Origin of the sequence: Flavobacterium aeripolare (genome assembly GCF_013294025.1) — a bacterium.
Taxonomy (GTDB): Bacteria; Bacteroidota; Bacteroidia; order Flavobacteriales; family Flavobacteriaceae; genus Flavobacterium.
The window spans coordinates 152,978-168,750 of record NZ_JABSNL010000006.1 but is presented as its reverse complement, the minus strand read 5'-3'; the positions used below and the strand labels follow the sequence as shown (position 1 = coordinate 168,750).

Below are 15,773 nucleotides of genomic sequence, written 5' to 3'. Positions count from 1 at the left end.
AAATGCAGCTCATATTATTTGCAGTTTCAAAGCAGAAATTACTGTAAAGTAGCGATGAAGTATTTTAATTAATAAATCAACAGCAAAATAAACGTGCTGCAAAATGTGAAATACTAACCATTTCTTGAAAATCTGTAGCTGCGAGACTATAAAAAGAGGTCTATTTATCCTGATATTATTCGGCATATTTACTTGCAATCTCAGCAGCATATTTTCCAGGGGTGTAATTGTACTTTTCCTTAAATAGTTTACTAAAATGCGTTCGGCTTTTAAAACCGGTCATGATGTATACCTCATTAACTGAGAAGGTGCCGGCCATTAAAAATTCTGAAGCCTTTTTCAGACGATAAGCTTTCAATAGTTCAAATGGGGTACAGTTTGTCAGGGATTTAACTTTTTGATAAAAGTGAGTTCGATTTAAATATAAATCTTTAGCAAAATGATCTAAATCTAAGTCTTGATTATCTAGATTTTCAGCCATTAAACTATATAATTTTTCTAAAAAAATGTGATCATTAGCGTTATCATTTACCTCTAGAGTAAGAGGCAACTCGATCATAAAACGTTCCCGCAATTGTTTCCTATTTCGCAAAATTGATTCAATTGTTGCTAATAAATGCTGCATATTGAATGGCTTTTCAATGTAAGCATCTGCTCCATCAATTAATCCTTTTACTTGATCATCAATTGTTGTACAAGCGGTAAGTAAAACAACCGGAATATGACTCGTTTTAATATTAGACTTTACACTTTTACAAAGTTCGAAACCATTGACTTCGGGCATTAAGACATCACTCAATATAAGATCAGGCCAGCTAATTTCTAACGCATCAAGACATTCTCTACCGTTCACATAAACTTCGATTTTTAAATACTTCTCTAGCATTCCGGAAATATAGTTTCGTAAATCTAAATTATCTTCTACGATAAAAATTTTAGCCTCTGAAAAAGAAGAATCAAAATGTAATTTCTCTGCTGCAACAGGCTCTAAAACGATAGGCTCTATATTATTATTTTCTAACTCTAAGACTTCGTTTTCGATTTGCATTTGACTTAATGAATATTCTGTATGTACAATAGGTAATTGCAAGGAAATTGTTGTTCCTTTCCCTAATTCACTTTGAACATCGATAGAACCAAAATGCATTTCTACTAATTGTTTCGAAAAAGCCAAGCCAATTCCCGAGCCACCGTAATAGGCTTTTTCACTAACTTTTGAGTGATAAAATCTTTCAAAAATGTGTGGTAAATCAGCGCTATGAATACCACTGCCTTCATCAGATATCGCCACATTCAAATTTTTATCAACTATGTTATAATTGACAAGTATTGCGTCTTTTGCCTTTGTATGCTTAAAGGCATTAGTAAGTATATTATTAAATATTTTCTCTAATTTATCTTTATCAGCGTACACATAGATAGTGGCTGGAGCAGCAACAATCTCAAGACTTTTATTTTCACTCAATGATATAAACTGATATTCTGAAACCAAATCTTCAATAAAATGATTAAAATTAAAATAAGAATAATTCATCTTTAAAAGATTAGCATCCGCTTTCTGAAAATCGTGAACCTGATTGACCAATGCTCCTATCTTTGAAGCTTGCTTCTGGATTATTTGAAGCGTATCACTCACTTCTGAATTATTTTCGAATCTATTTCTTAAAGAATCTACGGGACCTAATATTAGTGTAAGTGGTGTTTTGATTTCGTGCGAAATATTACTAAAAAACAGCAATTTAGCTGCATTAATCTCTTTACCAATATTACTTTCAAGTTGCTCAACATCGAGATCATGCTTTAATTTTTGCATTTTTAAAACATAGTAAAGTATTACGTACCCCACAGCTAATAACAATAAAAAATAAATCAAATACGCCCAGTAGGTCTTCCACCAAGGGGAGCTGATTGTAATTTTTAATTCTTTAATTTTTGTCCACTCATTTAGAGTATTAGATGCTTTTATTTTTAAAGTATAGGATCCCGGTGGTAAACCATTGAAATAAATATTGCGCTGGCTTGACGGAATTTCAATCCAATCTTTATTAATTGGTAGTAATTGATATTTTATAAAATGATTTTTTTGAGAAGAATAATGCAGCGAGGTTACACCAATAGAAAAGACATTCTCGTGGTATTTTAAAAGTAATTCCTGCAGTTCACTCAGGCGTGACTTCATGATCACCCTTCCATTAATTGTATCATTAGGTTTTACAATACTATTGAAAATTTTCAAATCTCCAAGCTCTAACTTTGGCAGTGCCTCAGAATGTGGAAGCGCATTAGGATTGAAATAGCAGAAACCATTAAACCCGGCAAACAGCAGTAAGCCATTCTCCATTCTAGTAAAACCATAATTGAAATCTTCAAATGGCAAACCATCAACCACATTAAATTTTTGAAAGCTTTGTTTATCGATATCAAACTTATTTAAACCATTATTTGTACCAATCCAGAGTGATTTTCTACCGTCAAAAACCATACTTTTAACGACATTGTTAGACAATCCTTCTTTTTCAGAAAAGGAGATAAACTTGGGAGTTTTATTACTATTTTCTACTTTACAAATCCCTCCACGCTCTGTACCCACCCACAAACTATTATCTGGTAAGCGCAATACTGATGTAACAAAACTACTCGATATAGCACTTGGATTTCTACCATCATATCTAAATTGGTCAACCCTTGCATTTTGTAATTTTTTGCTTTTATCGAATGCCACGCGTAGTAAACCATCAACATTAGTACCTACCCATAAAATATTTTTATATAATGGATCAGCATAAACACATTTTATAAGAGGAAGTTTATTTTTAAAAAACAAGGCATGTTTGCTTAGTTTTTCGACATCTTGTACATCTTCATTCTTGTCAAGAATAATTCGATAACACTCCTTTGAGGTTGTTAGGAGAATATTACCATAGGAATCCTCAGTTATGATCCCCTTGGCATCCACAATTTTAACCTCAGAATCAACAGCAGCAATTTTCTCTAATTTTGATGATTTATTTTTTACCCGATACAAACCGTCGCCAAAAATTTTAAACCACAAGTTTTTTTTCGAATCCACATAAGTAGCACCAATCTTACTGATTAACTTTTTTGGAATAGCAAAAGGTAGTGGTTCAAATCGCTCCAAGCGTGTGTTGAACAAATTCAAACCTCCTTGTAACGTAGAAATATATACTCTGTCTTTATCAAGATCAGTGATACTATATACTTCATTAGACGTTAATCCATAGGGTTGCTCTAAACTGGTATCGTAGTGTTTAAATGGATTAGAATTGAGATTGTACTTAAAAATTCCTTTGTTATAGCTCCCCACCCAACAACTGTTTTTTAAAGGTACGATGCAGCTTACCCGCAGCATGTTTTCGGCAAGGTTGAAGTTGGTTATTTTATACTTCTCATTCTTTAAAAAAGACTTGCTGTCATTTATTTTCAGAAAGCCATTCTTAGCAGTTCCTAGCCATAAGTTGTTCAAGTGATCAATAGCTGCACATACAAACTGATATTGCTCTAAATCAGTTTGTACAATTTTAAACGAGAGCAAATTTGCTTTCTCCTCATAATTAACAATGGCAATACCATTATCAAGAGTTACTAATAATTTACCCTTAGCAAATTTTATGATTGACCTACTTTCAGTAATAGCTGTACTTAAAATATTCTCAAATTTATTTGTTGAAATATTGAAACTAATCAAACCTATAGACGTAGAAAAAATATAGGTATTACTGCCTACTAAACAGCCATCGTAAAAGGTAACATTACTTCTAGAAGTTGGAATATATCGCGTTTTGAAACTGTAATCACTATTAAAAATTAATAAACCGCTACCCTCTGTCGCACATAAAATAAGATCCTGAGCAGGAGCAATAATTATTTTTCTAACTATAGGACCATTTTTCCCTTCTGATAATAATTTACTCGTGAAAATAGTTTTAAATTTCTCTGTCGAATAATTGTAAATTGACAAGCCGTCATCTGTTCCTATCCAGATGTTACCTTTTTTATCTTCAGCGAGAGACCTGACACGGTTATTTACCATTAGCTCTTCCCTAACTATGTTTTTATAGGTGTCAAACTCATAGCCGTCATAGCGATTTAAACCATCGTAGGTCCCAATCCATATATAGCCTTTACTATCTTCAAGAATAGATGTTACTCCATTGTGTACGAGACCATCTGAAATAGATATATTCTTAGAGTAGGATATTTTTTGGCTCTGCGCTAGAAGATTAAAAGTGCACAGTAGTAAAAATATATATTTTATGAGTTTATAAAACATAGAGGAAATGATGATTTAAAATCGTTTATTATGTAAATATAACCACCAAAATTGAATTTTTCATTTATTTGTTGGCAATATACTATGAAAAATTAAATACTATAAACTAGAAATAGCAATTCTCTAGAAAACCATTTCTAGAGAATTGCCTATTATACCTCTGATTTGTGGTTACTGTAGTTTTAGTTCGCTTACATTTCCATAATCTACCCCTCTTATTTTTTCGAAGCTATCTCTTAACTCTTTCAGTTTTTTAGGGAACTTTTTAGCTAAGTTATTTTTTTGGCTAATGTCTTCCTTAGTATTATACAATTGGTAGTCATCATCTGCTCCCATTTCTATATTTACTTCTGTATTAATCTTTGAAGCACCTTTGTAAGGAGGTATCATGATCCAATCTCCTTGTCTTATTAAAGTTTTAGAATTAGCCTCTAGAACAAGTGTTTTTCTACCTTCTTTGCTATTCCCTACAAATTCATTAAGCAGATTTTGACTGTCTCCATAATTCGTTTCGTTACTTCCTACTAGCTTGGCAAGTGATGCTAACAAATCGACTTGACAAACAACAGCATCAGAAACCCCAGGTTGAATAGTACCATCCCAATACGTTATAAACGGAACTCTAGTACCGCCATCAAACAAGCTGTACTTACCACCTCTTAACAATCCTGCTGGTTTATGGTTGCCTAATTTTTCAACGGCATCATCGTAATAGCCATCATTTAAAACGGGACCATTGTCACTTGATAATACGATCAAGGTGTTCTCTAATAGTCCTTGAGCTTCCAGCTCTTCCATAAGCTGTCCTACACACCAGTCTGCCTCTACAATAACATCGCCTCTAGGTCCCAATCCTGATGCCCCTACAAATCTAGGGCTAGGTGTACGAGGCACGTGCGGTTGTTGTAACGCGTAATACAAAAAGAAAGGTGCCTTTTTATGACTGCTGATATAATTCTTTGCTTCTTCTAGAAAAGTATCTGCCATATCTTCATCAACCCATTTTGCACTAGCACCACCTTTCATGAATCCTATTCTTGGAATACCGTTGACAATACTTTGATTGTGACCATGATGCCACTTCATCTTCAACATCTCTGGATTAGAAAGTGCTGTAGGCTCACCATCAAAATTAGTTTTATAACTTACTTCAATAGGATCTTTGGGATCAAGACCAACAACATTTCCGTTCCGAATGTATACTGTGGGCACTCGATCTTGCGTTGCTGCCATAATAAAGCTGTAGTCAAAACCTACCTCATTAGGTCCTGGGCTAATGTGATTGTTCCAGTCTACGTTACCTGTACCCAAACCTAAGTGCCACTTACCTACAATTCCAGTATCATAACCGTTAGCACGTAGCATTTTAGGGATAGTCATTTGCAGTGTATCAATCAACAAGGGTGCTGTCCCTGGCAAAATTTTAGCTTTAGCATTGCGCCAGGGGTAACTTCCCGTTAGCAAACCATATCTACTAGGTGTACATGTGGCTGATGTAGCATAAGCATCTGTAAATTTTATACCTCCAATTGCCAACTTATCAATATTAGGTGTTTTAATTCCTTGAGAATCATAGATTCCCAAATCCCCATATCCTAAATCGTCTGCGTATATAAAGATTATATTGGGCTTTTTATTGACTAAATCAACCAGCTCTTTCTTTTGACCATATCCATCAAAAAACAAAATGATAGTGGCTAAGAAGGTGAAGGAATTTCGAATCATATTATTTTTTTTACTTATCATAGCTGCATATTTATATTATTAATTAAGTGGACTATTAAAAGCCCGCATTTCCATTTTGAGTGACTGTTTTCTTTGAGATCACATCCATTTTGACACCGTTTTTATTGGCACCTTCATACTTGTTATTTGTTATTTCGACGTCTTTACAATTTACAAATTCGAATATAGGCGCTAAGGGATACAGATTATGCGCAGCTGTTTTTTGAATAATAGTATTATTAGCAATTGTTAATCCTGCCACTCGATCTGCCCATACCACTCTATTAGAAGATGACTCTATTGTATTATTTTCAAAGCGAATGTTTTTATCGTAGATCGCTTTACTATCAAAAACCTTCCCTAACCTAGGAGTGATGTATAATATAGCCGCTTCGGCACCACCATAGCAGCAGTTTGTAAAATGGTTATTGCGAATTAATACGTCATTGACCGCACCTGACTCATACCAGAAGAAACTTTCACCCCTCAGTTGAATAGCAGACATCATTGACGAAAAATTGTTGTTCTCGATAATAATTTTTAAAGGTGTTTTTATAATCACGTTACGTGCTCGGTGATCTTTTATAGTGCAACCTCTCATTGTAAATGTAGGGTTCCAAGTTTTATTTTCTAAAATAGCACCATTTTTCAATCCTACTGGAAGCGCCTCTTTAAATCTAATTTTGATAAAACGATCATTGATAATGCTTGTCTCTGCAACTACATTTACAGCTGCTCTATCTGGACTAGGTGGCATAATAATCCAAACCTCATCTCCTGCAGAAGCAAATTCGAAACCCATTTGTTCTTTGTGCTTTAATTCTACAACAAGTGTTTTTTTATCGATTATTTTGTTGACTTCTACATAAGTTCCGTGTACATTAGTTCCATCATCTAGCATTTGTTTGAATGTGCAATCTTCAATTAAAATAGCTCCTTTGCAGTTACTAAAATGTGTGGCGTCGGCTATTGTAGAAACTACTCTATCAGCACCCTCACGCACATAAACACCACATTTTTTAATTACAATATCTTGTGATCTTTCGAATAAAAATCCCATACCAAGAGCATGATGGACAATAATTCCTTCCAGCAAAATATTTTGTGAATTAGTATATTGAAAAGCAGGAGCATATCTATTTTGCTCGCCTTCACCCTTTGAGTTTAGAATATTACCTATTTCAGGATATTTTCTAAAACGATCATGTATTCTTATAATACTGTCTCCCATAACTTCAACCCAGCGAGGTCCTAGCGAGTAATCTAATGCACCATCTGCAGCTCGTTTTTCGTTTGAATCAAACTCCAGTGTACTACCCATTTCAAAAAAAGAAAACCCATCAACATTAGGAAATGAGATTCTATCTTTTTCTACACTCCATGAAAATCCTTTACTAAAAGGTTTTACATCTACATAGCTCTCTTTTTGATTTACAGCAACAACCCTAGATTGAAATACAAAGGGAATGTCCCAGTCAATACTAAGATTTTTTACTGTTACCTTTTTACAGTTTTTTATTTGAAATGGCGCCACTTGTCCATGAAAAATAAATTCTGATCCATTACCTTCTATTGCTACAGAATCATATCCTTCTAATAAAAAGATTATCTTTTTTAACCCATTACTGTGATTAGTGATGTAACTGTAGTTATTTACTGCAAAATCAGCTAAGAATAGGTACTTGCCCTTTTCAAAAACTATCGTAAGCTCTTTATCTGTATTTCCTTCAATTGCATTACGTACTACCTCTGTCATATCACCATCTTGGTGCTTGATTTCAATAGTAGTTTTAGCAAGCGAGCTTATAGAAATAAACAGCGCAATTAGTATGTTAATCCTTATCAATATATGCTTCATTTTTTAACTTATTTAAAGATGTGTTCCTGAACCTTGCAGGCTACTGTCGTGATCTCCCCACATTATTAGCCAGGGATCATTTGTCTTAGTTTGAAATTCCCTTATTTTAACTTTTAATTCATTTAAAATCGTTGCATACTTTGCATTGGTAGCTAAGTTATTTACTTCGTTAGGGTCATTTTTTAGGTCGAATAATTCAAATTGAGGATGGTGTAAAAAGTCTTGCGTTTTACGCTTACCATAGAATTCACTTTTATTCCTGTACACTGCCTGCCAGGTTGATGAATCCCAGAGATCAGAAGCAAAAGGGTATTCTAATGGATAGGCAATATTCCAAATCAATTTATAATTTCCTTTGCGTACTACGCGCATTGGGTAGTACATGGTTATTTCGTGAAAGGTGTGAGATACATTTATTTCGTCCCAACCTATCGGATCTTCCTCTCCAATTATTTTTTCGAAAGAACGACCTTGAAATTCGTTTTTAGTAATTGGAACTCCCGCCATATTTAAGATTGTAGGCGTCATATCGACCCATGATATCAAGGCATTATTTACAGTACCTTTTTTTGATTCGAAAGGGTCTTTGATGATACAAGGCAATTTAATTCCCGGCTCATACACCGTAGTTTTGGCTCCTGGAAAGGCCATACCATTATCTGATATATAAATAACAATCGTGTTTTTATCCTTTCCTGATTTTTTTAACATCTCCATCAACTTACCAAAGCCTTGATCAATTCTAGAAATACTTTGATAATATTGAGCGATTTCCTCTCTACTTTTCTGGGTATCTGGCATGAAATCTGGCACTAGAACATCTTTAGGATCGTAGACAATCGTTTTTACGCCAGGATAACCTTCTGGTTTGTTACCAAAATTGTTAGGTGTTTTCCAATCAGCAGGTTTAAATGGGCCTCCACGATGTGGATCATCAGTACAGAAATATAGAAAGAAGGGCTTATCTGAATTTAAAACACTTTCACATTTTTCGGCCATTTCAAAAGTGCTTCTAGGATTAGCTTCGAGCACTATTTGAAAATGGTAAACTGTTTCTGGAGCCACATGGTACTTGCCTATTCTTGCTGTTAAATAACCCGCTTTTTCTAATAAAATAGGTAGTGACTTAATACTGTCGTAAGTGCTAAAATGATGGTAATCGTGAACATGACCGTATGAGCCAGTAGCATGACCATATTTCCCTGTAAGTAGCACAGAGCGACTGGCAGCACAACTAGCACTTGTACAATACGCATTTGTAAATCGAGTTCCCTCAGCCGCTAACTTATCTAAATTGGGTGTTTTAATAACGGGATTACCATAAGAACCAAGTGCATCAACACCGTGATCATCAGCAACAAATAGAATAATGTTAGGCCTTTGTTCTTTTTCTCTCACATTGTTTCCGCTTCTTTCTACATAGCTAGAGAGAAAGACAATCATTATTAAGGCAGGAATGCAAATGGATAATATTTTTATAGATTTTTTCATAGCACACTATTAAATTGGATGGTTTCATTTACAGGAAATAGTACATCAATTACATTACCTACTTAGGTGTAAAGTTTGTTATTGTAGTTTACTTTTTCTTAGAGCCCACCTTAGATTTCTCTTTACCGTGTTTTGCTTTCATGCCCGGTATCGCCACATTACAATCAGTATTTCCCATATTCTTGAAGGTATAATCTTCTGTCATTACAAAGTTGGTATTAGTTCTTTCTATGTTTCCAATATGCACCTCATAGCAGCCACCATCTTTACCGTTTTTACAGCCGCTTGATGCTGTTGCATTAGTCCTTATAACACTTATTGAGCGACCTGGAGTACTCTCATTGTCTGGATTTTGTTTTTTAGCAATCATTTCTTTTTGCTCATCACAATTGAAATACATAAAATCCTTTGCTTTTACCTGAGCTCCTATACCACCAGTTGCTTTGATATTTCCTATGTATGAATTATGATCAAACGTACCCATGTTGTCTACACCACCTAATTTTTTATCCTTAAAGCCAGCTGCTATTTGAACTGCAAAGCTAGAATTAACGGCAAAAATTCCTTCGGCATCCACTCGACCTTGATTTACTCTATGAGGAGAAAGGTTTAAAGCAGCATCTCCATTTTTTACTTTAATGTTACGTCCCACAATGTCATCTACAGTCATAATGTTTGCTGTTCCTGTTTCTCCACTTCCTGTTTCTACACGCATAGTAACACCACCTATACCTTCTAAATTTTTACACAGAACAGTTTTTGCAGCCTGAATTTGAATTACTCCATAACCTACATGACTATCAACTAACAAGATGTCTTTAACTATTCCGCCTGTCGCAACCTCATTACGATCTTTTGAATCTGGTAAGTTTAAAGCAATACTCGAGAAAGGTGTATAAGAATCTTTTATCTTAAAACCTGAAAATTTGAAATTTCGAACATTACATGCTGTTATTATTTTCATACGATAGTCTCCTTTAGGAAATACTGCAGAGAACCAAGTGCTCTTATCCTCATTATCCTCATCAGCATTTGTAATGGCTACATTTTCGACCTTAAATTGCTTACCAACTTCAAAAATTGTACTACTTACCTTCTTACTATTAGGAGAAAAATAAGGTTGCAGTACTACCTCTTTATCAATTTTAAGATGAATATTTGACTTTAATAAAATGTCAATTAAATAGTATAATCCTTTTCTAATGTGGATTGTACCACCACCCGCATTTGATAAGGATGTAATTTTGGCATTCAATAAATCACTGTCATTTTCACTATTTTGACCTGTGAGTTGTACCTCAACTTCTTTTTTATTGAATGTATCAGTATAAAATCTATTTTCATTATCTGTCAAACGTGTTTGAGCCATTCCTAGCGCGCTGCTTACTAACATTAGTAGCAAAACTGATTTCTTCATAATTTTGTTATTTGTTGTGAGATCATTCGATCAGTATTTCAACACATATATGGGTTTAATACCTATTTTCAATCAGTAGTATAAATCAATATAGAGACAAAGCAATTGCTACTTACATTAATAATTATTTTGCACTAAGATTCCTTTAGATAGGGTAACTTGTGAGTAAGGAATAGGCATTACTTCATGTTTACCAATGATAAAACCACGAGGTACAAGAATCGATTCTATTCTTCCTGTACGTATCAAATCATGGTAACGGTAACCTTCTCCCGCTAGTTCTACCCTCCTCTCATGATAAATCGCGTCACGCATTGCGGTTCCTGTTAATGTAGTAGGTAGATCTGGAACAATAGTAGCAGCCATTGTACCTCTGGCGCGCTGACGAACCTTATTTACATAACCTACTGCTGTAGAAGGATCAGTTTTGTAAATTGCTTCAGCATACATTAAGTAAGCATCTGACAAACGCATTACACGTATATTATTTGCACTATTGTTAGTTCCTCCGATAGTAGGTTTTGGGTAATTACTGTAAGGATCCCATGAGTATTTACGTATATACCAACCGGTGCCGTATGCAGACGGTTCATTAAGTTTATAAAATGTTGTTGCCTTTCTAGGGTCATTTGCCTCAAACTCGTTTAGTAAATCATCCGTAGCTTGCATAAAGCCTCCACCTCGCTTAGACCTAGGAGAAATGCGTTGCGTAATACCTGTACCTAATATACTTGCATTAGTAGCAAAATTGATTTCGTAAATAGACTCACTACTCCACTCCCCTTCTTGCTGAAAAACAGTAGCTAAATTTACTAACTTGTACGGCATGGTAAATAGTTGCTCGCCATATAATTTAACCTGCTCCATCTTGTTTTGATATAGAGACACACGCATCATCAAGCCCAGTGCAGCACCTTTATCAGCATGTCCTAGGTATGAGCTAGGTTTACTAAACCTAGATGGTAGATCAGCTAGCGCCATTTTTAAATCATTTTCTATAAAAAGATAGGTCTCCTCTGTAGTTGATCTTGGAATATCGTAATCACCAGCTTCTTGTAATGGATCAATCAAGGGTACACCGCCAAAAGAATTTACTAAATCAAAGTAATAGTATGCTCTTAAAAAATGAGCTTCAGCTATTAATTCTTTCTTACGGTCTGCATCTTCAAAATCTATGGCAGCCACTTTATTGATAATTAAATTAGCATATAAAATTCCTTTGTAATTAGTTTGCCAAGTTTGCTCTATGGCAATATTTGTTGTCGAAATAGTATAACTTTCTTTTTCAAATAAAGGTACATTGTCATTTAGTCGATTCCCTCCTTTAATAAAGTCATCGGTTCCTATATCACCTTGAATTATATCTGTTCCCATCACAGCCCAAAAGTTTTCCTTCCCATAAATTTCGCGCATAGGTGAGTAAGCAGCATTTAGTGCTTGCTCTGCATCTGCAGGAGTTTTATAAAAATTCTCTACTTCTGGCGTTCCAAAAGATTCAACGTCTAGATAATCTTTGCTGCATGATAAGAACAATGTTGCTAGTAGCAAGCCAGAATAGGTTACGCTCTTTTTTATTATATTGTGTGTATACATCGTTTTTATGTATTAAAAATTAATATCTAAACCTAGGGATAATGATCGCACTGATGGGTATCTACCTCTATCAATACCAAGATCTAAAGGACTATCTTGTGAACTATCCACTCCTAATTCAGGATCTACTCCATCATATTTTGTAAAAGTCAATAGATTTTGTGCCGCAACATAAACCCTTAAGTTTTGCAAGTTGATAGCATCTAAAACAGACTTGTTTAGGGTGTAACCTAACTGCACATTTTTCAATCTTAAATAAGATCCGTCTTTTACAAAACGACTCGATTGTAGATTATTAATTCCCGCATTTGTAAATGTGGATCTAGGTACTGAATTAGAAGTTCCTTCAGCGGTCCATCTACCTAGTACAGTAGTACTTGAATTTGAAGCCAAATCCCCTTCTAACCAATAATCTGTTGTGTTATAAATTTTATTTCCTTGGCTACCTTGAAAGAAAGCAGTGAAATCAAATTGCTTGTATGCCAAATCTAAATTTAGTCCATAGGTAAACTTAGGAAATGGCGACCCTATATATTTACGGTCATTATCTGTAATTTCTCCATCACCATCAACGTCTTGATATTTTACATCACCGGGTTGTGTATTTAATAGTGAAGCACTAGAATCTATTTCGTCTTGGTTTTGAAAAATACCCAGCATTTGGTATCCGTAAAACGAAGCTAAAGAATGCCCCACCTCAGTACGAGAAATATTATAAAAATTATTCCCGTCTCCTGTTAAAATAATACTTCCTTCTGAGGCTAAAGCTGTTACTTTGTTACGAATAAAAGAGATATTACCCCCCACATTAAAAGAAAAGTCTTTGATTGTCTTTTTGTAATTTAAACTTAATTCCAAACCTTTGTTTTCGATATTCCCAGCATTTGTATACGGACTATTAGCATAACCAGAGGTAAATAATATTGGACTAGCCAATAACATATCCGAAGTATTTTTAATAAAATAATCTGCAGTAACGGTAATGGCATTTTTAAAGAATCCCATATCGATACCAATGTTAGTAGTAATCGTAGTTTCCCATTTTAAATTAGCGTTTCCTGGCGTTAATGGCGCAATCCCTAAAGCGGTTAACTCATCTTTACCAAAAATTGAATTTGTACCCACATTTAATGTATTGTACACTGCTGAGTTAGGAATATTTTGATTTCCCGTTTCTCCCCAACCAGCACGAACTTTAAACTGACTAATTGCATCTACCTTAAAAAAGTTTTCCTTATGTAGGTTCCATGCCGCTGCCAAGGATGGAAATTTTGCCCATCTATTGTTAGATCCAAAACGGGAAGAACCATCAACACGATAAGTACCTGTTAAGATATACCTATCATCAAAGTTGTAGTTTAATCGCCCAAAGAAAGAAAGCAACTTAGACTCAGCTCTTGTACCACCATTTGTTGAAGAAGACACGTCTCCTGCATTAATGGTAGGTTGTCCCACACTTGTAGGTATTGAATTTCTACTTGCATTTATATTATTATTACTCGAGTTTTGAATCTCTTGTCCTAATAAAGCGGTGAAATAGTGCTTATTGTTTATTTTCTTATTGTAATTTAAAGTATTGGATAAGACAATAGAACGTCGCTCTGCCCTACTTAAATTGTATGTACTCACAGGCGAACTAAACATAGGCGATACATAATAAGCTGGTTGAAAGTTATCTGATGAAGTATTATTTACTTGTAATCCAAAATTAGATTTAAAAGACAAATCTTTTATAATATCAACATCTATATAGACGCTTCCTAAAAAGCTCTCCTTTTTCTCAGGAGTGACGCCATATTTTGTTAAACCAAAAGGGTTAATAGGCTGTGCGGCATATTTAGGTAGTGCATAGCTACCATCTTCATTAAAAAATGGTGTTACTGGATCGATAAAAAATCCGCTAAATGCAGCCTTAGCATTAGAGTTGACTCCGTATGAGGGAACCGAATTTGTATTTGAAACTGAATACTGTATGTTGTTTCCTAATTTTATTTTTGGTGTTATTTGATAGGTATTGTTTACTCTAAAATTAGTCCTTTTATAACTAGACTCTTCAACAACTCCAGTTTGATTGATGTACCCAAAACCAACATAGAACGTAGATTTATCTGACCCACCTGAAGCGGCAAGTTGGTGACTTTGTAATGTTCCTGTTCTATAAACAGCATCCTTCCAGTTATAATTTGGTAAAGAAGATGGATCGGCTAAGAAAGGATCGGCAGCACGACCATCATTTACATTTGCTTCATTATAAAGTGTAGCCCATTGCTCAGAATTTAATACATCTAAATTATCAATACGTTTTTCTGAACTAGTAAATGTCTTGTAACTAATAATTGTTTTTCCTTTTTTACCGCTGTTTGTAGTGATTAAAACAACACCATTAGCTCCACGAGAACCGTAAATAGCAGTAGCAGATGCGTCCTTTAATACCTCAACTGATTTTGCGTCAGCCATGTTTACACTTGAAATATCAGTAATTGGCACACCATCTACAACATACAATGGATCAGCATTGTTAACTGTGCCTACTCCTCTAATACGTACTGTGGGAGTGGCACCAGGTCCACCAGAACCTTTAGAAACAGTAACACCTGCCGCTCGACCTTGAATTGCTTGTGCTATAGATGTGTTTTGAGTTTTGTTAATATCCTCAGTGCTTACAGAAGTTAAAGATCCAGTAACGTCTGATTTTCTTACTGTGCCATATCCCACTACAACTACCTCATCTAGTGCGGCAGCGTCACTTTTTAAAGTAGCATTTACAACACCACTTTGAGTTATAGCTATTTCAACTGTTTTCAAACCTAAGTAGGAGAAAATTAGAATTTTTGCATCGCTTGAAACTGTAAGCGTATAATTTCCGTCAATATCAGTCGTGGTTCCATTTGTACTACCTTTAACTAAGACATTGACTCCAGGAATAGGAAAACCAGCCTCGTCTTTAACAACTCCTGTAACTTGAGTTTGCTGTTTTACATTACTTGGAAGTAATGACGTAGTACTCCAAGACATTGTACTATCATGTGTAGATGTCAAATTGTCTATCGTTGTATGTGTAAAACTACGATTAGATAAATTTAGCGCGTTCGCATTAATCGAAAGCATCGTTCCCATGCAAGCCACCACCATAAATTTTGTTGAGACCTTTAGAGGCGAAGGTAGTTTTAGTGAAGTACTTGATTTGGTTAATTTAGTATTGGTTTTCTTCATTAGGCCTTAGTTTAAAATTGTTAGTGTTTAAGCATTTAGAAATCACAAATAGCTCGTCATAATTTGCTTCCTTTTTAAAATATTTAAAAAAAAATCAATTTAAGATGCAAATTCGATCATTTTCGAACTGATTAACGATCTGAGAAACGGTAAACTTACGAATACCGTAATCAACCCTTATTATA

7 protein-coding genes are annotated in these 15,773 nt (G+C 34.7%); all 7 read right to left on the bottom strand.

Annotation, left to right across the window (positions count from 1 at the left end; all coding sequences use genetic code 11):
- Nucleotides 1–175 precede the first annotated feature (175 nt).
- Nucleotides 176–4,291, bottom strand: a complete 4,116-nt coding sequence (locus tag HNQ00_RS08850) for a hybrid sensor histidine kinase/response regulator transcription factor (protein WP_173837970.1) — start codon at nucleotides 4,289–4,291, stop codon at nucleotides 176–178.
- Between the two features lie 171 nt (nucleotides 4,292–4,462).
- Complete coding sequence (locus HNQ00_RS08845; RefSeq protein WP_254598470.1) at nucleotides 4,463–6,037, bottom strand: sulfatase family protein; 1,575 nt, start codon at nucleotides 6,035–6,037, stop codon at nucleotides 4,463–4,465.
- A 34-nt stretch (nucleotides 6,038–6,071) separates the two neighbouring features.
- Nucleotides 6,072–7,874 (bottom strand): right-handed parallel beta-helix repeat-containing protein, encoded by a 1,803-nt coding sequence (locus HNQ00_RS08840; protein ID WP_173837969.1) that lies wholly within the window; start codon nucleotides 7,872–7,874, stop codon nucleotides 6,072–6,074.
- A 12-nt stretch (nucleotides 7,875–7,886) separates the two neighbouring features.
- Nucleotides 7,887–9,365, bottom strand: a complete 1,479-nt coding sequence (locus HNQ00_RS08835) for a sulfatase family protein (RefSeq protein WP_254598469.1) — start codon at nucleotides 9,363–9,365, stop codon at nucleotides 7,887–7,889.
- 88 nt (nucleotides 9,366–9,453) lie between these two features.
- Nucleotides 9,454–10,782 (bottom strand): hypothetical protein, encoded by a 1,329-nt coding sequence (locus HNQ00_RS08830; RefSeq protein ID WP_173837968.1) that lies wholly within the window; start codon nucleotides 10,780–10,782, stop codon nucleotides 9,454–9,456.
- Between the two features lie 117 nt (nucleotides 10,783–10,899).
- Nucleotides 10,900–12,375 (bottom strand): RagB/SusD family nutrient uptake outer membrane protein, encoded by a 1,476-nt coding sequence (locus HNQ00_RS08825; RefSeq protein WP_173837967.1) that lies wholly within the window; start codon nucleotides 12,373–12,375, stop codon nucleotides 10,900–10,902.
- A 12-nt stretch (nucleotides 12,376–12,387) separates the two neighbouring features.
- The gene (locus HNQ00_RS08820) at nucleotides 12,388–15,588 is read right to left on the bottom strand and encodes a SusC/RagA family TonB-linked outer membrane protein (RefSeq protein WP_173837966.1); all 3,201 of its coding nucleotides are present in this window, start codon (nucleotides 15,586–15,588) and stop codon (nucleotides 12,388–12,390) included.
- Nucleotides 15,589–15,773 lie beyond the last annotated feature (185 nt).

Bases quoted from the DNA above. Each gene is read 5' to 3' on its own strand.
- HNQ00_RS08830 (WP_173837968.1), bottom strand. From the start codon at position 10,782: ATGAAGAAATCAGTTTTGCTACTAATGTTAGTAAGCAGCGCGCTAGGA.
- HNQ00_RS08850 (WP_173837970.1), bottom strand. From the start codon at position 4,291: ATGTTTTATAAACTCATAAAATATATATTTTTACTACTGTGCACTTTT.
- HNQ00_RS08820 (WP_173837966.1), bottom strand. From the start codon at position 15,588: ATGAAGAAAACCAATACTAAATTAACCAAATCAAGTACTTCACTAAAA.
- HNQ00_RS08835 (WP_254598469.1), bottom strand. From the start codon at position 9,365: ATGAAAAAATCTATAAAAATATTATCCATTTGCATTCCTGCCTTAATA.
- HNQ00_RS08845 (WP_254598470.1), bottom strand. From the start codon at position 6,037: ATGATAAGTAAAAAAAATAATATGATTCGAAATTCCTTCACCTTCTTA.
- HNQ00_RS08825 (WP_173837967.1), bottom strand. From the start codon at position 12,375: ATGTATACACACAATATAATAAAAAAGAGCGTAACCTATTCTGGCTTG.
- HNQ00_RS08840 (WP_173837969.1), bottom strand. From the start codon at position 7,874: ATGAAGCATATATTGATAAGGATTAACATACTAATTGCGCTGTTTATT.